The sequence below is a fragment of the Ruegeria sp. CJ9 genome, from assembly GCF_056536625.1.
In genome coordinates, this window is sequence record NZ_JBQFPY010000001.1 from 503,181 (window position 1) to 523,214 (window position 20,034).

At 58.4% G+C, this 20,034-nt stretch carries 15 protein-coding genes and 1 riboswitch; of the genes, 3 read left to right on the forward strand and 12 right to left on the reverse strand.

Annotated elements, in window-relative coordinates:
* Positions 1 to 4: 4 nt before the first annotated feature.
* Genes ACR0AJ_RS02500 through ACR0AJ_RS02515 form a run of 4 tightly spaced genes read right to left on the reverse strand, consistent with a single transcriptional unit; the run spans position 5 to position 6,624 of the window.
* A complete protein-coding gene (locus tag ACR0AJ_RS02500) occupies positions 5 to 2,566 on the reverse strand; it encodes a putative PEP-binding protein (protein WP_480740006.1) in 2,562 nt (853 codons plus the stop codon).
* A 43-nt stretch (positions 2,567 to 2,609) separates the two neighbouring features.
* Complete coding sequence (gene glyS, locus ACR0AJ_RS02505; RefSeq protein WP_480662184.1) at positions 2,610 to 4,871, reverse strand: glycine--tRNA ligase subunit beta; 2,262 nt, start codon at positions 4,869 to 4,871, stop codon at positions 2,610 to 2,612.
* Positions 4,872 to 4,880: 9 nt separating this feature from the next.
* A complete protein-coding gene (gene gltS / locus ACR0AJ_RS02510) occupies positions 4,881 to 6,101 on the reverse strand; it encodes a sodium/glutamate symporter (protein WP_170348330.1) in 1,221 nt (406 codons plus the stop codon).
* 1 nt (position 6,102) lies between these two features.
* A complete protein-coding gene (locus ACR0AJ_RS02515; protein WP_480646320.1) occupies positions 6,103 to 6,624 on the reverse strand; it encodes a DUF6446 family protein in 522 nt (173 codons plus the stop codon).
* Between the two features lie 91 nt (positions 6,625 to 6,715).
* On the opposite strand from ACR0AJ_RS02515, the gene ACR0AJ_RS02520 reads away from it, so the two are divergent.
* The gene (locus ACR0AJ_RS02520) at positions 6,716 to 7,348 is read left to right on the forward strand and encodes a MarC family protein (protein WP_170348328.1); all 633 of its coding nucleotides are present in this window, start codon (positions 6,716 to 6,718) and stop codon (positions 7,346 to 7,348) included.
* Between the two features lie 8 nt (positions 7,349 to 7,356).
* On the opposite strand, the gene ACR0AJ_RS02525 is transcribed toward ACR0AJ_RS02520, so the two are convergent.
* Positions 7,357 to 8,286, reverse strand: coding sequence for a glycine--tRNA ligase subunit alpha (locus ACR0AJ_RS02525; RefSeq protein ID WP_170348327.1), 930 nt, complete (start codon positions 8,284 to 8,286; stop codon positions 7,357 to 7,359).
* Positions 8,287 to 8,491: 205 nt separating this feature from the next.
* Between ACR0AJ_RS02525 and ACR0AJ_RS02530 the strand changes: the two genes are divergently transcribed.
* The gene (locus ACR0AJ_RS02530) at positions 8,492 to 10,231 is read left to right on the forward strand and encodes a serine protease (RefSeq protein ID WP_170348326.1); all 1,740 of its coding nucleotides are present in this window, start codon (positions 8,492 to 8,494) and stop codon (positions 10,229 to 10,231) included.
* 50 nt (positions 10,232 to 10,281) lie between these two features.
* On the opposite strand, the gene ACR0AJ_RS02535 is transcribed toward ACR0AJ_RS02530, so the two are convergent.
* The 5 genes from ACR0AJ_RS02535 to metZ form a co-directional block, all read right to left on the reverse strand.
* Positions 10,282 to 11,856, reverse strand: coding sequence for a thiamine pyrophosphate-binding protein (locus ACR0AJ_RS02535; RefSeq protein WP_480646316.1), 1,575 nt, complete (start codon positions 11,854 to 11,856; stop codon positions 10,282 to 10,284).
* Positions 11,856 to 13,304, reverse strand: a complete 1,449-nt coding sequence (locus tag ACR0AJ_RS02540) for a TrkH family potassium uptake protein (RefSeq protein ID WP_170348324.1) — start codon at positions 13,302 to 13,304, stop codon at positions 11,856 to 11,858. Before ACR0AJ_RS02540 ends, ACR0AJ_RS02535 begins: the two co-directional genes overlap by 1 nt.
* Before the next feature lie 50 nt (positions 13,305 to 13,354).
* Entirely contained in the window at positions 13,355 to 14,032 is a 678-nt protein-coding gene (locus ACR0AJ_RS02545; RefSeq protein WP_480636256.1) for a hypothetical protein, read from the reverse strand.
* Between the two features lie 277 nt (positions 14,033 to 14,309).
* Positions 14,310 to 15,413 carry a GTP cyclohydrolase FolE2 gene (gene folE2, locus ACR0AJ_RS02550; RefSeq protein ID WP_170374801.1) on the reverse strand — a complete coding sequence of 368 codons (1,104 nt, stop codon included), beginning with the start codon at positions 15,411 to 15,413 and terminating at the stop codon, positions 14,310 to 14,312.
* Positions 15,414 to 15,581: 168 nt separating this feature from the next.
* Complete coding sequence (gene metZ, locus ACR0AJ_RS02555) at positions 15,582 to 16,772, reverse strand: O-succinylhomoserine sulfhydrylase (protein WP_480662191.1); 1,191 nt, start codon at positions 16,770 to 16,772, stop codon at positions 15,582 to 15,584.
* Between the two features lie 65 nt (positions 16,773 to 16,837).
* Positions 16,838 to 16,915: riboswitch (SAM riboswitch) on the reverse strand.
* Between the two features lie 122 nt (positions 16,916 to 17,037).
* On the opposite strand from metZ, the gene ACR0AJ_RS02560 reads away from it, so the two are divergent.
* Positions 17,038 to 17,736: a glutathione S-transferase N-terminal domain-containing protein gene (locus ACR0AJ_RS02560; RefSeq protein WP_170348320.1), complete on the forward strand. Its 699-nt coding sequence runs from the start codon at positions 17,038 to 17,040 to the stop codon at positions 17,734 to 17,736.
* Positions 17,737 to 18,057: 321 nt separating this feature from the next.
* Here the strand turns inward: ACR0AJ_RS02560 and ACR0AJ_RS02565 are convergent, their stop codons facing one another.
* Positions 18,058 to 19,011, reverse strand: coding sequence for a BMP family protein (locus ACR0AJ_RS02565; protein ID WP_170348319.1), 954 nt, complete (start codon positions 19,009 to 19,011; stop codon positions 18,058 to 18,060).
* Between the two features lie 89 nt (positions 19,012 to 19,100).
* Positions 19,101 to 20,018, reverse strand: coding sequence for an ABC transporter permease (locus ACR0AJ_RS02570; RefSeq protein WP_480740009.1), 918 nt, complete (start codon positions 20,016 to 20,018; stop codon positions 19,101 to 19,103).
* Positions 20,019 to 20,034 lie beyond the last annotated feature (16 nt).

The following is a 20,034-nucleotide window of genomic DNA, read 5'->3' on the forward strand; positions in this document are numbered from 1 at the left end:
TGTGTCAACCCCCAAGTCTGGACGAAATCGCCAGCTGAGCGGAAGCCAGCCGAGCGACAGGCACCCGGAACGGAGAGCATGACACATAGTCAAACCCCAGATCGCGGCAGATGGCGATTGATTCGGGGTTTCCGCCATGCTCACCGCATACAGAAAGGGTGACATCCGGCTGGGCCTCACGTCCACGTTCCGCGCCGAGTTTCAGCAATTCTCCGACCCCGTCGGGGTCAAGCACATGGAACGGGTCTTCGACAAAAACGCCCTGACGAACATAGTCAGACATGAACCGGCCGGCATCGTCGCGGGACAGGCCATAGGTCATTTGCGTCAGGTCGTTGGTACCAAAACTCAAGAACGCGGTCTGAGGTGCAATTTCATCCGCTCGCAAACAAGCCCGAGGCGTTTCTACCATGACACCCAGGCGGTATTCGAACTCTTGCCCTTGTTCGGTTGCAACCGAGGCCGCGACCGTATCGATGCGGGATTTGACCAGCTCAACTTCGCGCTTGGCTGAAACCAACGGGATCATCACCTCGGGCACGACGGGGGCGCCGTCCTTGCTGGCCTCAAGCGTCGCTTCAAAGATAGCGCGGGCCTGCATGTCGTAGATTTCGGGCACTGTCACCCCCAAACGCACACCGCGCAGACCCAGCATCGGGTTGTATTCAGTCATCGCCGCAACACGCCGTTCGACATCCGACACAGGCAAATCCAGCGCCTCGGCCAGCTCGCGCTGTCCACTGCGCGTGGTCGGCAAAAATTCGTGCAAAGGTGGGTCGAACAGGCGGATACAGACGGGCTGACCTTCCATGATACGGAACAGCTGAACGAAATCCTCGCGCTGCATGGGCAGCAGACGCTCCAGAACCGCCGCGCGACCCGATGAAGTTTGCGCAAAGATCATCTCGCGCATCACGATCAGACGACCGGGATCAAAGAACATATGCTCGGTCCGACACAGGCCGATCCCCTGCGCCAAAAAGTTCCGCGCAGTCTGTGCGTCGGCCGGTGTATCCGCGTTGGCGCGGATGGCGATGTCGCGTTCATCATCCGCCCAGCCCATAAGCGTTTGAAAACAATCGTCCAAAGCCGCCTCAAGCATCGCGGGCTGTCCGGCCAGAACCTGCCCCGAGGATCCGTCGATCGTTAAAACGTCGCCCGTCTTGAACACCCGCCCATCAGGGGCAGACAGCAGCCGTTTCTTGGTCTGAAACCGCATCTCGGACGCGCCGACGATGCAGGGCAAACCCAACCCGCGGCCAATCACGGCGGCGTGGCTCGTCATACCGCCCTTTTCGGTCAGTACGGCAACCGCCGCATGCATCCCGCGCACATCTTCGGGCGAGGTTTCGCGGCGCACCAGAATACACGGCTCACCCCGCGCAGCGCTGGCCTGAGCCTCGGCGGCGGTGAACACGATTTTGCCGGTCGCAGCCCCCGGGCTGGCGGCAATTCCGGTGGTCAGAACATCCCGCTCTGCTTCGGGGTGAACCTGCCGGTGCAGCATCTCATTCAGGGAATGCGGATCGACCCGCATCACCGCTTCTTGCGGCGGAATGATGCCATCTTCGGCCAATCGAACCGCGATCCGCATCGCCGCCCGTGCGCTACGCTGTACGCGGACGCCGTCCAGAATATGCACGTGGCCATTCTCGATCACGAACTCGACCTGCATTTCCTCGCGCAGCTTGGCGCGCATCAAGGCTGCGTGGGCCTTGAGTTCGGCAAATGCCTTGGGTGCAACCTCTTCCAGTGATTTCCCGCGCGGGTCCTTTTCCAGATACAGCGCTGCCACATCCGCACCCAGCGCATCGCGGCCTTGGCTTTGACTGAGATAACGACCGGTGATTTGCGGCAACCCAGTTGCAGGATCAATCAGTTGCAACACACCCGAGCCGCACTCACCCTGCCCCACGCCGGGGATCATTTCCTGAATGACCAAGCCCAACCCGGCATCCGCCGGCGCCCCCTTGGCCTGTCGCAGCAACCGGGCCGAGGTTCCATCCCACGCCCGCGCCATCGACCGAAGGACGGCAATCAGCTGCTCGCCCCGGTCTTGGGGAAATGCCTCGTCCGTTTCATCCTCATAAGCGCGCAAGGATTGGCTCAGCCCTTCGCTGCCATCCGCGCTGATATCGTCGAAAACATCCGCGTCCAAACGGGCCACATGAATTGCGTAGCTTTGAACAAAGCGCAGGTACAGCGCGGCGGCGGCCTCGGCGCCCATCGAATCCGACAGGTCCACATAGCGCGCGTCGTTCATACCGATGTTCAAGATCGCACCGGGGCCACCCCAATCGGGGTCTTCGGAACTAGGCCGGACGCACAGCAACGCCGTCTGTTCAAACTGCTCCAGAACTGCGGCGATATCCGGTACCTGCCCTTCGGCAATCCGATGTACCGCGTCAAAGGACAGCGCCACCGTTCGCGGCACCGGAAGGTCCAAACGGACTAGACGTTGCAGACATTTCGCTCGCCCGCCGTGTGTATTGGCGGCCACGGGCGCTTCGGTCGTTATCAGAGTGGTATGCGGATTATTCTGCACTGCAGCACCTTTTGGTTTCACCGCAGCATAAGCCCTTGCACCAATGGCGCAAGGGTGTTCTGGATTAACCTTCGATCTTGCTGAGGTCCGCCACGGAGGAGCAGACCTGACGGATTTGGCTCAGCAGGTTCAGACGGTTGCGGCGCAGAATGTCGTTGTCCGTATTCACCTGAACCTCATCAAAAAACGCATCGACCGGACCGCGCAGCGCCGCCATAATGGTCATCGCCTTGGGGAAATCCTCTGACTTCAGCGCCGTCCCGATCTTGCCCCGCGCCTGATCCAAGGCGGCGAACAAGGCCCTTTCGCTGTCCGTCTCAGCGAATTTCACGTCCGCGCCATAAGAGTATTCGACGCCATCCTTCTCCTCGGCCTGCGTCAGAATGTTGTTGGCGCGTTTGAATCCTTGGACAAGGTTCTCGCCATCCTCGGTCGCAATCACCGCATTCAGCGCACGGGCGCGTTTGACCAGCAGGTTCAGGTCATCATTGCCGTCCATTGCGATACAGGCGTCGATGATGTCGTGACGGATACCCTCGTCGCGCAGGAAGACTTTGAGGCGGTCGTGGAAGAAGGAGAGGATGGACGACGACGCGTTGCTAATCTTCTTCGAGATTCCTTGAAGGATGGAACCATCACTCACATCCGGTTCAAATGGATTATCGGCGCTTTCAGGAATTTGCCCAATCACTGATTTGAACGCCGCCTGAAATACCCCGTACTTAGCGATCTCCTGAAGCGTACTTTCAAGTGTGAATAGGTCTTGTTCATCGCCGGATACCCGAAGACCCTCAAGTTCATATGACAGCAATTGGCGGTCTACGACACCGTTAATCGGCAAACGCAGATCATTCTCCAAGACCAACCGAATAACCCCCAACGCCGCACGGCGCAGGGCAAACGGATCTTTCGACCCGGTCGGCTTCTCATCAATCGCCCAGAACCCGGTCAGCGTGTCCAGCTTGTCGGCCAGTGCCACGGCCACCGACAGCGGCGCTGTCGGCACGTCATCTGACGGACCAAGCGGTGAGTAATGCTCCTGCGCAACGGCGGCCACGGTGGCGTCTTCGCCTGCGGCTTCAATATAATACCGCCCCATAAGCCCCTGAAGTTCGGGGAATTCATAAACCATTTCCGAGTTCAGATCAGCCTTGGCCAGACGCGCGGCTTTCTCGGCCTGATCCGCATCCGCGCCCGTCACCGGGGACAGTTCGCGAGCCAATACCGCGATGCGGTCGATCCGCTCGGCCTGTGTGCCCAACTTGTTGTGGAAGGTCACATTCTCCAGCGCGCGGGTCCATTGGGCGATGTCCGATTTGGCGACGCGCAAGTCGTTTTCCCAGAAGAACTTGGCATCCGCCAGACGGGCCGACAGCACCTTTTGGTTCCCGGCCAGAATGGTCGCGCCATTGTCGGCAGTTTCGCGGTTGGCGACGGTAACGAACCGCTCTATCCGACCGGTCTTTGGATTGCGGACCGAGAAAAATTTCTGATGCTCTTTCATCGAGGTCTGTAGCACCTCAGGAGGCAGTTCCAAAAACTCTTCGTCAATCTGCCCCATCAGCACTACGGGCCATTCGACCAGACCGGCAACCTCAGCCAGCAGGCCCTTGTCATCGACCACTTCCAGACCGGCAGCAAAGGCCATGTTCTGGGCGTCGTTCCAGATATGTTCAGCGCGGTCAGAGGGGTTCAGCACCACAAAGGCGCGTTTCAGTTTGGCAGCATAGTCATCGAACGACGTGACCGCGAAGCGATCTGGCGCCATAAAGCGGTGACCCGCAGTGGTGTCGCCCGCTTTGATCCCTTCGACCTCAAGCGGCACGACTTGCGCGCCAGCCTCATCGGACAGAATGCACAAGATTGAGTGCAACGGGCGCACCCAGCGCAGCGAACCGCCGCCCCAGCGCATAGACTTGGGCCAGGGAAAGTTTCGAATGGTGGTTTCAAGCACCTCGGCCACAATCTCGGCCGCGGGGCGTCCGGCTTTTTCGATAGTCGCGAAATAGACCGCGCCTTTGGGTGTATCGCGTTCTTCCAACTGATCGCGGGTCAGGCCCGCACCACGCAGGAAGCCTTCGATGGCTTTGTCCGGTGCGCCGACTTTCGGCCCTTTGCGCTCTTCGCGGATCGTTGGGCTCTCAGTCAGAAGACCTTCGATCGCCAGCGTCAGGCGACGCGGCGTGGTCAGGGCGGCAGCCCCGGCATAGGTCAGACCGGCCTCAACCAAACCGTCGGTCATCCGTTTTTTCAGGTCCTCACCGGCGCGGGTCTGCATGCGGGCGGGGATTTCCTCGGAAAACAGTTCGATCAGCAGGTCGGGCATTTTCGGTCCTTAGAAATTAACGATCGTCTGAATGACGATGGCATTGGCGATATCCACAAAGAAGGCGGATACAAGGGGCAGCACGATAAAGGCAATAGGCGACGGGCCATATCGCTTGGTAACTGCGGTCATATTGGCGATAGCGGTCGGGGTCGCGCCCAGTGCAAAACCGCCAAACCCCGCAGACAGTACGGCGGCGCGGTAGTTGCCGCCCATCACCGGAAACAGAACCCAGATCACGAACGCCACGGCAAACAGGGTCTGCGCACCCATGATAACGACGATGGCCAACCCCAGTTCGGCAATGGTCCAAAGCTGCAGGCTCATCAGCGACATGGCCAGAAACGCGCCCAGCGAAAACTCGGATATCAGCGCCAGCGAGGGGGTCCGGGACACCGGCGGCGCGTTGGGGGCCAGAGCTGCGCGAACATTGGCAATGACGATCCCCATGATCAGGCAGGGCACGAACAAGGGCAGTTTCAACCCGGTAGCCGCGATTGCCTCGCTCAAAAAATATCCGAAGATGATCGCCAGATTCAGATAAAGCAACACGCGCATGATGGTCAGGTGGTCGATCATGGTCTCGGCCTCGGTGGCATCATCCGGCAGCCCAACTGTGTGTTCTTCGTCCGGGCGTTCCGGGGTCAATTTCTTGCCTTCGACCAATAGACGGGCAATCGGCCCGCCCACCAGCGCAGCCAGCACAAGGCCAAGCGTCGCCACGGCCACGCCGAGTTCAGTCGCGCCCTCAAGCCCGGTGACTGCGCCAACCTCAGGGGCCCACGCGATGGCGGTACCATGCCCGCCAATCAGAGACGCAGAGCCAAAGAGAACCCCAGCTTGGGCCGGATAGCCAAAGGCAACTGCTCCGGCGGCACCGACGGCATTCTGGGCAACGATTGTCACCAACGTCAGAATGAGCAACAGGAACAAAGGCTTGCCGCCGGAAATCAAATCGGCAAGCCGCGCATTCAACCCAATTCCGGCAAAGAACACGATCAGCAGAAAATCCCGCGAGGCAAGGTCGAACGTCAGCTCAAGCCCTGCCACGACATACAGAATCAGCAATACAAGAGACGCCAGCAACCCGCCGGTGACAGGCTCAGGGATATTGAATTGACGCAGCGGAGCGACCCGAGAGTTGATCTCGGCCCCAATCAGATAGACCGCAATGCCAAGCGTGGCGGTCAGAAAATTGGGAATGTGAAGCATTTCCTCGACTTCGGGCATCTCAGTCCCCCGGCCGTGGCGGGCATTCCTCGCCCACAACCGTTCCATCATAGGCTTTTTCACCGCAATTGTTCAGCGCGTGCCAGACATAGCCTTTGCCATCTGCCGTCACGGCCACAATGCGGTCCACGCCATAGTGTATGTTCTTGGCCCCCAAAAAAGCTTGCGCCTGTCCAGACTTCAGAGCCTCGGCAATGGCAACCGCGTCGTAGCAGTCAAACCAGCCCGGAGCGGTCAGCGGTTCGGGGTTTTCGACCGGCTGAAAAGCCGCAAGATCATCGCTCGTCATCTCGGTCTCAAAACACGCCCGGTATCGGATCGGAGAGCTGTCCGCATCAATCGCGTGAAACGCCGTGTACGGGATCGGCTGGGGTTCCTCTGCCCCCTCAACAAGCAATTCCACGTCCTTCCCTGGCTGGGGCGCGACGTCATAGTAGAACCCGTACACCTGAAGGTAATACATGCCCACCCCGGCCAAAGCCGCAGAAACAATAAGGATGATTGCAAGCAGTTTTCCGGTCATCTTCTCAACATCCCGATCACGCGGCCTCTTTCAACTTGGCGGAAAATAGGCCAGTTTCCAAACTGATACAGGTCGGAACGAGGCTATTCGAATGGACATGACCCTTGCCGTTGGGTTCTTCGGCGCGCTGTTTGCGATCATGAACCCGATTACAAATCTGCCCGTCTTCCTGAGCGTTACCGACGGCCTGACGCCCGCTGATCAGCGCAAAGTCGCGGCGAAAACAGCCACGTATTGCCTGATCCTGGGCGGAGCCTTCGCAGCTATCGGCAACCAGACGCTTGGCCTGTTTGGGATCAGTGTCGACGATCTGCGTGTCGCGGGTGGTCTGGTCGTTCTTATGATTGGCCTGAACATGCTGAACGGCAACGAAAGCACCTCGCACCACGGAACCAAGGGGGAAAAGCAAGCCTACCCCGAACCCGCGACGGTGGCGTTTTACCCGCTGGCCTTCCCCATTCTGGTCGGGCCCGGCACGATCACAACGTTGATCCTGTACGCTCACCATATTTCCAAGCCCATGGACGCCATCATCTATGCGGGCGTGTTTCTGGTGGTTCTGTTTTTGTTGTTCATCACCTTCTGGAACGCTTCGGCCCTGGCCAAACGCCTGTCCGACAACGCGCGCGTAATCATGAGCCGTTTCATGGGCATGATCCTGTCGGCCATCGCGATCAGCATGATCGCGGATGGCCTGAAAGTGCTGTTGCCGGGATTGGCCTGAGCGCGCCATCAGGCCTCGAACCCGGCTGCCCCGGTCTGTACAAACGCATCGGCACATTGCTTAGCCAGCGCCCGCACGCGACCAATATAGGCCTGCCGTTCCGTGACCGAGATCACCCCCCGTGCGTCCAATAAGTTGAACATGTGGCTGGCCTTGATGCACTGATCATAGGCCGGGTGCGCCATGATAATACGCTTGCCGGTTTTTGGGTCGTCATGCTCCTGCGCCAGAATGGCGGCGCATTCGGCCTCGGCCTCTTCAAAATGACGCAGCAGAACTTCGGTGTTGGCCACGTCAAAGTTCCAGCGGGCGTATTCCTCTTCGGTCTGTTTGAAGATGTCGCCATAGGTCAGCGGGCTGGGTGATTGCGGATCGTTAAAGGGCATGTCCATCACGTGATCAATGCCCAGCACATACATTGCCAGACGTTCCAGACCATAGGTCAGTTCACCCGAAACGGGTGTGCAGTCATGGCCGCCGACTTGCTGAAAATAGGTGAACTGGCTGACTTCCATGCCGTCACACCAGACCTCCCAACCCAGACCCCAGGCGCCCAGTGTGGGGCTTTCCCAGTCATCTTCAACAAAGCGAATGTCATGCAGGTCCATGTCGATACCGATGGCCTGAAGGCTACCCAGATACAGCTCTTGCAGATCCGGCGGGCTGGGTTTGATCAGCACCTGATACTGGTAATAGTGCTGCAACCGGTTGGGGTTTTCACCGTATCGCCCATCGGTTGGACGGCGCGAGGGTTGCACATAGGCCGCCGCCCACGGCTTTGACCCCAAAGCGCGCAGCGTGGTGGCCGGGTGGAACGTACCTGCACCGACCTCCATGTCATAGGGCTGCAGGATCGCGCAGCCTTTCGAAGCCCAATAGGTCTGAAGTCGCAGGATAATTTCCTGAAAAGAACGTGGTGCGCTGGACGGTTCGGTCATGACATTCCCTTTGGGCACGTCTGCGCCCTGTTCCGGTCGGTTTTGTCCTTCCTATGCAAGGGGCCAAGGGGCGTCAACGGGCCAATCGGGTTGGGCTGTCACTGCACCGCCACACTGGAAATTCCCCGTATTCCAGGCATGGCTTTCTGCGGTTCAATTCGCGTAGTCTGCCGCAAAGCTAAAACACTGCGAACACGGGCAGACAATGACACGCATATTCACTGTAATTTTGTTTCTATTTTCTATCGGCGCAGGCGCCGTATCAGCGCAACAGGACGCTGGCGTCTGGGTTCAGGTCGAGGCGCGCCCTTCGCTGCGCGAGGCACAAGAGCGCGCGCAGGCTTATTCGAGCCTTTTGCCGGACGTAAACGGGTTTCGCCTGAACTCTGGCTGGTATGCCATTGTTATCGGGCCTTATTTGCGCAGTGACGCTGAACAGGTACTGGACGTTTACCGGGCCGAAAGGCAGATACCGGCTGACAGTTACATAGCCTTCACCAGCTCTCTGGGTCAGCAGTTCTGGCCAGTCGGTGCGAATATCCTGAACCGGGGCGTGGTGACACCGCCCGTCGAAAACACTCCACAACCGGAAGCGACCGTTTCGGGGTTGTCGGCTGAGCCCGCAGATGAAACCCGCTCGCAAGCCCTACAGTCCGAACGCCTGCTCACTGCGCAAGAGCGTCGGGATTTGCAGACAGCCTTGCAGGCCGCAGGGTTTTACAACGCCACTATCGACGGCGCGTTTGGTCAAGGCACGCGCCGATCGATGGGTGACTGGCAACGATTCAACGGTTTTGAAGCCACCGGCGTTCTGACCACAGCGCAGCGCAAGTCGCTGATGGATGACTATAACGCGCCGCTGATCAGCGTCGGCATGGCGCGATATTCGGACCCGCAGGCCGGTATTGATCTCGACCTGCCGTTGGATGTTCTTGCCTTTGACCGCTATGAGGCCCCGTTCGCGCATTTCAAAGGCACCACCGACCTGGATGCCAAAGCGCTGCTGATCAGTCAGAAAGGCGACAAGGCGACCCTACGCGCGCTCTACGAGGTCATGCAATCGCTAGAGATCGTCCCACTGGACGGCCCCCGACAATTGCGCGGTGATCGCTTTACACTGGAAGGTAGCGGGAACGGGGTTGTCTCGTACACCCAAGCCGCGCTGAAGGACGGCCAGATCAAAGGCTTCACGCTGGTCTGGCCCGAAGGGGATGAAGCCCGCCGGGCACGGGTTCTGGCCGCGCTCAAGGCCAGCTTCACCACAAACAGCGCCGTTCTAGACGCAGGGGCCGGTGCAAATGCCGAGCAACGGATCGATCTTGTTTCCGGCCTGCAAATCCGCAAGCCGCGCCTGTCCCGGTCCGGCTTTTTCACCGATGCTAGCGGTACAATCCTGACGGTATCCGAGGCCACCGACAGCTGCACACGGATCACCCTGAACGACGATCAGGAAGTTCAGGTCGCCTGGGCCGATGCTGATTTGGGCGTGGCCGTTCTGCGGCCCCGGAACAACCTTGCGCCGATCAGCGTCGCGGAATTCGGCACCGATCAACCGCGCATCCAATCCGAGGTCGCAGTGTCGGGCTTTTCGTATCAGGGCGCACTGGGAGCGCCGACGCTGACCTATGGCCAGATCACTGACGTGCGCGGCCTGAACGGAGAAGACGGAGTGAAACGTCTGGCGATGGCCGCCCAGCCGGGCGATGCTGGCGGACCTGTTTTCGATGACGCCGGTCAGGTTGTCGGCATGTTGCTACCCACTCCGTCCGATGGGCGCACCCTACCCGCCTCGGTCAGTCTGGCAGCCACGGCTGAGCGGTTGAACGCGGCGCTTGAACAGGCAGGCGTCTCGGGCCAACCGGGTCAATCGACTGCCGAGATCTCACCCAACGAACTTAGCCGCAGAGCCAATGGAATGACTGTTCTGGTGCATTGTTGGGATTAATTTGATCCCCAAAAGTGGAACGCCGCCCCTTTGGGCGGCGTTTTTTTTGTTTACACGATATCAGGCGTTACGCGGATCAGGGTTGGAACCGGCGCGTCAAAGGCCGCGCGCACTGCAGTCTGCATCTCTGCCAAACTGGTAGGCGCGGCAGACAGGGCCCCGAAAGCCTCAGCCAGTTTGCAGAAATCCGGGTTGTGGGCGATCACCGCGTTCGGCGCGATCTGACCTCGGACCATGCTGTCCTCGATCTCTTTCAGCTTGCCGTTGTCCCATAGGATAATGGGCAGTGAAAGACCCAGCTCGACCGCTACACCAAGTTCCATCATCGTATAGTGAAACCCGTAATCCCCGGCGATCACGGCTGTTGGTTTGCCCCGACGCGCAACCGCACCGCCAATACCAGCGGGCAAGCCATATCCCAGCGTGCCAAAGCCGGTCGGGTGATGCCAGTGATAGGGATAGGCCATGTCCCAGACCTCTTTCCCGGCATAGGCGATTTGGGTCATGTCGGAATAGATCATCGTATCCGCCGGCATGGCATCGCGCAGAGCATCAAGCACCGGAACGATCCCCGGCCGCTCGGCATCGACCTCGGCGCGCCAGCGTCTGCGTGCGTCGGTGATTTCTTCCGGCGTCCAACCCGTTGCAGGTTTTACCTTGTCAATCGCACCCCACAAGGCATGCGCAAAGCTTTCCCCATCAGCCTGCAGCTTGATGCCTGCACGATGGTGATCGGACAGAACCCTGGGATCAAGATCGACCCGCACCAGATGAGCGCTGTGCCCCAGGTTGTCGCGCCACAGATCGACCTCGCCCAGTTCGGCACCTACGGCGACTACAAGGTCAGCGGACCCAATCACCTCGGCGCTGCCGGGGCGCGTCAGCATGGCACCAAAGTCCAACGCATAGCCCTGCCCGGCCATCCCACGCCCAGCAAAAGTTGTGAAGCAGGCTGCTCCCAGTTCCGTCAATATCTGCCGCCACAGATTAGACCGCGCGCCACCGCCCAAAATGAACAACGGCCTGCGCGCGATATTCAACAAAGACATGACCGGAGCAATATCGGGCGGCAAAACCTTGGTGCGCAGCCCCGGCTGATTGGGAAACGGCGCGGGGTCGGCATCGGCCTCAAGCTGGGCAATCGGCACCTGAATATGTTTGGGGCGCGGTCGGGACAGTTCGAACTCTTCAAAAGCACGCTCGACCAGACCATAGGCGGCCTGTGCGGAATTGGCCTGCCGCGACCAGTCAGTCACGGTTTCAGCCGCCCCAAGCTGATCCTTCATCTGATGCAATTGCCCATGCACCGCTTGCGTTTCATCCAGACAAGAAGACATCACCAGCAGTGGCACCGAATCCGTATAGGCCTGCCCCATCGGTGTCATGATATTGCACAGCCCCGGCCCGGTGATCACATAGGCGACGCCCGGCTTGCCGGTCGCGCGGGCATAGCCATCGGCCATGAACCCGGCCCCCTGTTCATGCCGGGCCAACACATGTGTGATGCCAGCTTCTTCGATGCCGCGATACATTTCCTGATTGTGAACACCCGGAATGCCAAAAATCACGTCAACGCCCCGATCTTTCAACATATGCGAAATCTGGGCCCCCAAGGGTCTTTTCATTAGTTTCTCCAGAATTGGACGGTGAACAACGCGTAGACGGCCAGCAGTTCCAGCCGTCCGACCAACATGCCGATGGACAACAACCATTTGGCGGTGTCATTCAGCCCGGCGAAATTTCCTGCCGGACCGATCTGGCTGCCCAGTCCCGGCCCCACATTGGCCAGTGCGGTCGCAGCCCCCGAAACCGAAGTGATGAAGTCCAACCCCGTCAGCGCCAACGCCCAGGCCAGCACACCCAGCGACAGCACGAAGAACATGAAAAAACTCATCACCGAAGTCAGGACATCCGTCCCGATCGTGCGCCCGCCATATCGCGGGGCAAAAACGCCATGCGGTGACCGGATACGGCGAATTTGCGTTTTGATCGACGCAAACAGCAGCTGATACCGGAAAATCTTGATCGAACAGGCGGTCGAGCCCGCGCATCCGCCGATCAGACCGATCAAAAAGAACAGCATGACCGGGAAACTGCCCCACGTCATGTAATCAACGCTGGCATAACCCGTACCCGAAATGATCGAGGTGATGTTGAACAGCGATTCCCGGAACGCCTGTTCCCAATGATGTGGAAAGACTACGGTTAGGAACACCGCCATGACCACGACCAGCACCAGGATTGTCGCCAGGAATGTCTGTATCTGGCTGTCCTGCCACAGTGAGTTCGTGTTGCCATTGGCGAATTGAACATAGCGCACGAAAGGCAGCGCCGCGAGGATCATAAAGACCGCAGCCGCATACTCGGTCGGCCCCGAGAAACTGCCGAAGGACGTGTCGTAGTTCGAGAACCCTCCGGTCGCGATGGTTGTCATCGCATGCACCACGGCATCGAAAAACCCCATCCCCAAGCCGGCGTAGACAAGCGCGCAGACAAAGGTCAAAAAGACATAGATCAGGGATATCTGCCCAGCGATCTCTTGCGCGCGCGGCAGGATTTTCCCCATGGTTTCAAACCCTTCCGAACGGAAGATCTGCATCCCCCCCACGCGAAGTTCGGGCAGGAACACCATGGCGACTACAATAATCCCAATGCCGCCCAGCCATTGCAGCAATCCGCGCCACAACAGCAAACCCTGTGGCAGATTATCAAGCCCGGAAATGACAGTCGAACCAGTAGTGGTCAGCCCCGACATTGCCTCAAAATAAGCATCGACAAAGCGCAGCTCGGTCTCGCCGAATAAAAACGGGATTGCGCCGAAAAAGGGCAGCGCCACCCAAACGCCGGTGGTCAGCAAAAAGGTCTGACGGATCGTCAGACCTTCGCCCACTCCGTTCGAACAACTGATGGACAGGATAACGCCCGTCAGCATGGTGATCACGCCGCTTCCCAGAAAAACAGGCCATTCGCCCCGGCCTTCGATGAAATCCGCAAGCATGGGAAGCATCATGGTCGCCCCAAGAATGGCGACCAACAGGCCAATCACATATCCAACCGGGCGCATATCCGTCATGAGGCGCAGCGTTGGCGCGCCTGCACGACTGTGTCAAGCGGATGTCCCGTTTACTCGTCGGTTTTGCTGACGGGTGTGGGCATTGCGGGCGGTTTTGAAGGCGCGCGCGTCCGGTTCTGAGGTGCCGCAGACTTGGCTGTATTCGCCAGAGGCGCCACAGGTTTCGCCTCGGCTTTGGGGGCCACAGGCTTGGCGGCAGGTGCAGCCGTTGGTTTTGCCGTCACCGATTTCGCCGCCTGCACTTTGGGCGCGGCTGGCTTGGCTGTGGCCTTGGGTGCGGCAGGTTTCGCTACTGCCTTTGGAGCCACGCGTTTTGCGGCAGGTTTGGGTGCGGCAGGTTTTGCCTCGGGCTTGACGGCCGCAGGTTTAGGCGCTGCAACCTTGGCCACTGCTGGCTGGGAGGCCGCATTTGCTACAACCGGTTTAGGTGATTCGGCTTTTGGGGTCGCTGCCGTCTTGGCCCGAACGCGCGGCTTGGACTTTGGTGCGGCGGTCGTTTTGACCTTGGCTACAGGCTTGGCAGCTGCCGCCTTGGATTTGAATTCCGGTTTCTTTTTGGCAGGTGCAGGAACCGACGAAGACGCGTGCAGAGCATTCACTGGAACGAAAGGCAGCTCCATGGCCGAATTCGCCAAAATCTGCATGATCTTCAGTTGGTTGCTGACTGCATAACCGGCCAGTCGAATGGCCGCCGCCTGAAACTCAAGCGGTTGGGTAATCGGATTCATTAGTCATTTCTCCTGTAAAAGCGAAGCAACCTTCCAAGAAAAGAACCGCTCTGCCCCACCCCGGTATTAGGGGCGAGTGACCAAGGCCTGAAATCCCCGGACATCGCACGTCGCGGCTTCCTTTTCAGAGTGGCCCGAGGGCTGACACGCCCTCACACCATGGCTGCGTTCACGGATAGTTTAACGCGAAACACACTGCGCGTGCAGAAATATTGCTGCAATGCGGCAATTTTTCGCCAATTGGATCAAAATGAGACAACAGGATGCTCTTTTCGATCTACCCGATGTGAAACAGGGTCGAGAACAAGCGTGGATCCAAGCTGGCGGAAACAAAGGTTGGCCCTTCGGTCAGCACCGACACTGCGTCGTGGCTGTGCAGGCTTTCCTGATGGCTGGCCACAACACGGAAATCACCGACATGATGATCGGCCAGAAGCTCGGCACAAAACAAGCGCGCGGCGTCTTCGACAAAGATTGGGTTCGCGGCATTCAGCTCGGCAAAGGCCTGTTCGTCCTCGCGCTTGACCATCACTTGCGTTTCGGTCGGTACGGCGCGGCGGCACAGGGCAATCAGATCTTCGAACCACAGGCAATCTGCTTTGCAATCAACAACAACGGAAATCCGCGCAACAGAACGCTGGGAATGCGGTGTCGCCAGTTGCCCCCGTGTGGACCGCGCATGTTCGCTCAGCTCAAGCGAACATGGACAGGTGGACGAATAGACATAGTCCAGATGGATGATCTTCTGACGTACGCCGTTTTGTTCGACCAGTTCCAACGCGATGTCGTAATACTGATACCCTTGCAAACCCGATCGCAGGCTTTCCACCCGGTCCGGGTAGGAAAACCGCATCTGGATACGCGCATCGAAACTGTCCAGATCGGTCATATAATCGTCCAGCGCAGCCTCCATGACCTCAAAACTGAACGTACGCTCGGCATGTTTGTAGAACGAGCGCATGATGCGGGACATGTTGATGCCCTTCTTTTCGGCATCAAGGCTGACCGTTCCGGTGACCGAGGTTTCAAGCGTGAGATCCTCACCATGTTTACGGTGGAACCGAATCGGCAAACGGAAATTAGAAATGCCCACATGCTGAATTTGTTGCATGGCCCCGCGGATCAGGCTGGACGGTCCGTTTTGAAGGTCCGGCAACGATGCCCGATAGGCCGCGTCAACTGTGAAGTCTTCGGCATATTCTCGCGACAGCGAAGGATAATTCACCGGAACCAGTCCAGGCACGAGGCGCGCAATTGCAGGATCAAGCTGGCTGATCTCAGCTTCACTCGCGGACTCGGCCCATTTGCGCAGCGTTCTAAGCGCGGCGGCGGCGTCTTCATTGTCAGGTGCGTCTTCAATGGTGCGGGGGTACACATTCATCGAACGGGGTTCCTCGGTTGGTCGCCGGACTATATACAGGTTCGACGCTTTTTCCAGTTTAACCGTATACGCATCAAAGTACGGCCCGGATGAAAATCCGCAAACATCGCGGGAGTTACGCCGCGTTTACGCAGTTTCACCCAAGGCATAACAGGATATAGAGCGTAGTTAGCGCTGAGAAACGTCCAAAGCGCGCTTAATATCGGCAAGCAGGTCGCCCGCATCCTCCAGACCGATGGACAGGCGGATCAGGCCGGGAGTAATGCCCAACTCGTCTTTCTGCTCATCGCTCAGCCGTTGGTGGGTCGTGGTCGCCGGATGGGTCGCAATCGACTTGGCGTCGCCCAGGTTGTTCGAAATCACCGGAATCTTCATCGCGTTGAGGAACGCAAACGCAGCCTCCTTTCCGCCCTTGATATCCAGCGACAGAACGGTGCCGCCCTTACCGCCCAACTGTGATTGAACCAGCGCATTCTGCGGATGCGTCTTTAGCCCCGGATACAATGTGCGTTCCAACGCGGCGTGACCCTCCAGTGCCTCAGCCACGATCTGGGCCGTCTCAGCCTGAGCATTGACACGCAGGGTCATCGTTTCCAGACCTTTCAGCATGATCCAGGCGTTAAACGGGCTCAGCGCCCCACCGGTGTGCTTCAGATAAGGCTCAACGGTGCCGCGGATGAAGTCCTTGGTGCCGATGATTACGCCGCCCAGCGCACGCCCCTGCCCGTCGATATGTTTGGTCGCCGAATAGATCACAACATCCGCGCCCTGCTCGATCGCACGCGAAAACACTGGGGTCGAGAACACATTGTCCACGACCACCATCGCACCAACCGCATGGGCCAGTTCGGCGACGGCCGAGATGTCGATCACCTCAAGCGTCGGGTTCGACATGGATTCAAAGAACACAGCCTTTGTGTCGGGCCGGATCGCCGCTTTCCATTCGTCCAGATTGGTGCCGTCTACGAAAGTTACATCTACACCAAACCGGGTCAGGATGTTCTCGACAATATACAAGCATGAGCCGAACAGCGCCTTAGCCGAAACGATGTGGTCGCCTGCCTTCAGCATCGAGGTCAGCGCGCCATTGACAGCCGCCATGCCCGAAGCTGTGGCGAAAGCATCCTCGCCCCCCTCAAGCGCCGCGATACGCTGCTCGAACATCGACACGGTGGGGTTGCCATAGCGGGCATAGATGAACTCATCCGGGCCACATTCCAGAAAACGGGCCTCGGCCTGTTCGGCATTCTCATAGACGAACCCCTGGGTCAGAAAGATCGCCTCGCTAACCTCATTGTATTGGCTGCGACGGATGCCGCCATGGACGGCTTGGGTGCGTTTGTTCCAGCTTTCGCTCATGTCATTCCTCTCGACCTTTGCCCGGCAAAGGCATCAAAAAAACCCCAGACGCGGTCAAGCGAAAGGGGCCTTTCATCCTGACCTTTTAGCGGTGTTGTTTAGCGTGGCCCGCAATCCGGTAACAAATCGCCACGTAGCTCTGCGAGAGGCAATACGCTTCGGGCGGTTTGCCGTCAAGCCCGGCGTTCCCCCGGTCACGGTTGCGTAATCGGCCCTTGCCGCCCCGTCAGAAACCCGCATGATCCTTTCAACAAAAGGAGGGCAGATGGCGGACCCGATTGATCTGTATTTTTGGCCTACCCCCAACGGGTGGAAGGTATCCATCGCGTTAGAAGAGATGGAGTTGCCCTATTCCACGCATCTGATCAACATCGGCAAGGGCGATCAGTTCGACCCCGAGTTCCTGAAGATTTCGCCCAACAACCGTATGCCTGCAATCTTTGACCCTGACGGGCCCGACCGCGCGCCGGTTTCCGTGTTCGAAAGCGGGGCAATCCTGATGTATCTGGCTCGCAAGACCGGGCGGTTTTATGGCAATACCGAGCGTGACCGGATAGCAGTCGAAGAATGGCTGATGTGGCAGATGGGCGGCGTTGGCCCAATGGCCGGTCAGGCGCATCACTTCCTGAAATACGCACCCTACATGGACCCACCGCAGGACCTGCCCTATGCCAAAGACCGCTACCGTACCGAGGTCGGGCGTTTATACGGCGTGCTGGATCGACGGCTGGCCGACAACGAATATGTCGCGGGCGACTTCTATTCCATTGCCGACATGTCAATCTGGGGCTGGGCCAGCCTATGGGAAGGCCAGCAGCAGGTGTTAGAGGACAAGCCGCACTTTACCCGCTGGCTGGAGACGGTCAGTGCCCGTCCCGGCGTCCAAGCCGGTCGCGCACTGCATGCCGAATTGCGTACAGATAATCGTGACAAGCAGTCGCAAGAGACCTTGTTTAAGCGATAAATCAAATCGATCCAGTTTTAGCTGTGAGCCCAGTTCGACCGATGCTGCAATGCGCATAGATGTCTGGTCATAGATTTTGCAAGGATGATGTTGATTGAGCGTTTTGCATGGTTGGATCTTAGGCAGTCCTGGATTTGTTCATTTTCGGGTGTTGTCGACCTAATAAACAGGAATAGAAAGCATAGCGAATCCGGCGAAATTGGGGGTAACGCAATCCCACGCGGTACAAGCGAAAGGCTTCAATCATTGATTTCTCTAACAATAAAAAATGCCCCCAGACTTGGGGGCGAGAGTTATAGAGGAGCGATTACAAGGGATGCCTTATTGTGGATTCACAACCAAAGCACCGGAATTCATGGCGTCGATCAGTTTGTTAACTTCATCGACAACGTCCACCGGGATGTCTGGGTGGAACGACCCGATCCGCATGGCCAGTTCATTGCCCATATCCGCCCGGTAGAGCGCACCTTCCAGTTTGCCAGCAGCTGCCAGTTCCAGGTAGGACCGCATGTTGCCTCGGACATCTAGAATAGCGGACTGTAGTATTTCCGGCCATTCGTTGATCGCATCACGATAGATGCCGATGCCATAGACGCCTTTTTCCTGAACAGCCTGCATGGAGCCCAGCGTCGCGCTGTCCATTGTCGGCCAGACGACATCGGCGCCTTGGGAAATTTGGTTCAAAGCAGCTTCTTTGCCCTTGGCGATGTCATCCCAGTCGCCGGTCCAGGTAACCAAAACTCTGATGTCCGGATTGGCCGCTTTGGCCCCCGCTTCATATCCAGCAACCGTGTCGGTCGTGAATTTGAACTGTTGCGCCGCGATGATGCCGATGGTGCCTGTGTCTGACATGGAGCCCGCGACGTAGCCCATTAGATAAGCGATTTGGCTGAAATAGAAATCCGCGTTGGCAATGTTGTCTTTTGTGCCCAGTCCGTTGTTCACCATGAACATGGTTTCCGGGAAGCGTGCTGCGACACGTTCCACTGCGTCCTGGAACTCTCCGCCGTGGCCGATCACAAGGTCATACCCTCGGCGTGCGTAGTCGCTCAGGACTTCGATTTGTTCCGGCTGATGCACGCTTTCGGAAAAAGCGGCTTCAAAGCCAAGCACTTCACCTGCCTTGGTGAGACCTTCGAATCCGGCTTGGTTCCAGCCGTTATCAGAAATCGATCCGGGCATAACGATCGCGGCGCGTTCGATCCCGTCAGCGACCGCAGGCCCGGCCAACATCAGTGCCGCAAGCCCCGCCAATAGTTTGGACTTTAATTGCATTGTTGTTCTCCCATATTGGATATGTGTTGTCAGGGTGACGGGAGGATCGCGACGTGAAAAACGATGGTTTCTCACGTCACGGCTGAGATCTATCGATGCTCCCGGTCGTAGGGGAGTCCAACGCTTGCAGGTGCGCTGGCCTTGGCGCCGAGGACCACAAGTGCGATGAGCGATGCGAGGTAAGGCAAGATCAGGAAGAGCTGATAGGGAACCTCTGGCGAGGTGAATTGCAGTTTGAATTGCACCGCATCACAGAAGCCGAAGAAAAGCGCCGCGCAGATCGCGCCGATGGGCGACCAACGTCCTAAGATGATTGCCGCAAGCGCAATGAAGCCTTTGCCCGCACTCATGCCTTCCGCAAACACATAGACTTGCGATAAGACCAGATGCACCCCAGCAAGTGCCGCGAGGGCACCGCTGACTGCAATTGCGAGATATTGCATGCGAAAGACAGGAACCCCAGCCAAGTCCGCGGCCTTCGGGTTTTCGCCAACGGCGCGAAGGTCCAGACCCTTGTGGGATTTCATCAGCCAGAACCAGGCGGCTATTGCCAATCCGATCAAAAGGTAGAACAGCGGATCCTGGGAAAACAGGGACGGGCCAACTACGGGAAGATCTGACAAGTAGGGAATATCGATCTGCGAGAACCCGTCTACCCGCGCCCCTCCGGCCTGAGCTCCAAAAATATGACGGGACAGAAAAGCTGTGAGTCCGGCCAGCAGCAGGTTGACGGCGATACCGCCAACCAGCTGGTTGATGCGCAGCCAGATCGACATATACCCAAGCAGCAGGCCTGAGAGCAGGCCGCAAATGATCCCGCATCCGAGCCCGATCATGGCGGAGCCCGTTGCGAAAGAACCAGCAGCGGCGCCGAGCGCACCGGCGAGGATCTGACCTTCGAGGCCGATGTTGTACAGCCCGCCACGTTCCGCAATCACCCCGCCAAGGGCAGCAAAGGCAATTGGCGTACCCAATCGGGCGGTTCCGGCAAGGACGTCGCCCAGCAAAACAAGATCAATCATA

Bases quoted from the DNA above. Each gene is read 5' to 3' on its own strand.
- ACR0AJ_RS02565 (WP_170348319.1), bottom strand. From the start codon at position 19,011: ATGCAATTAAAGTCCAAACTATTGGCGGGGCTTGCGGCACTGATGTTG.
- ACR0AJ_RS02560 (WP_170348320.1), top strand. From the start codon at position 17,038: ATGGCGGACCCGATTGATCTGTATTTTTGGCCTACCCCCAACGGGTGG.
- gltS (WP_170348330.1), bottom strand. From the start codon at position 6,101: ATGCCCGAAGTCGAGGAAATGCTTCACATTCCCAATTTTCTGACCGCC.
- ACR0AJ_RS02520 (WP_170348328.1), top strand. From the start codon at position 6,716: ATGGACATGACCCTTGCCGTTGGGTTCTTCGGCGCGCTGTTTGCGATC.
- glyS (WP_480662184.1), bottom strand. From the start codon at position 4,871: ATGCCCGACCTGCTGATCGAACTGTTTTCCGAGGAAATCCCCGCCCGC.
- ACR0AJ_RS02515 (WP_480646320.1), bottom strand. From the start codon at position 6,624: ATGACCGGAAAACTGCTTGCAATCATCCTTATTGTTTCTGCGGCTTTG.
- folE2 (WP_170374801.1), bottom strand. From the start codon at position 15,413: ATGAATGTGTACCCCCGCACCATTGAAGACGCACCTGACAATGAAGAC.
- ACR0AJ_RS02525 (WP_170348327.1), bottom strand. From the start codon at position 8,286: ATGACCGAACCGTCCAGCGCACCACGTTCTTTTCAGGAAATTATCCTG.
- ACR0AJ_RS02545 (WP_480636256.1), bottom strand. From the start codon at position 14,032: ATGAATCCGATTACCCAACCGCTTGAGTTTCAGGCGGCGGCCATTCGA.
- ACR0AJ_RS02535 (WP_480646316.1), bottom strand. From the start codon at position 11,856: ATGAAAAGACCCTTGGGGGCCCAGATTTCGCATATGTTGAAAGATCGG.
- ACR0AJ_RS02540 (WP_170348324.1), bottom strand. From the start codon at position 13,304: ATGACGGATATGCGCCCGGTTGGATATGTGATTGGCCTGTTGGTCGCC.
- metZ (WP_480662191.1), bottom strand. From the start codon at position 16,772: ATGAGCGAAAGCTGGAACAAACGCACCCAAGCCGTCCATGGCGGCATC.
- ACR0AJ_RS02530 (WP_170348326.1), top strand. From the start codon at position 8,492: ATGACACGCATATTCACTGTAATTTTGTTTCTATTTTCTATCGGCGCA.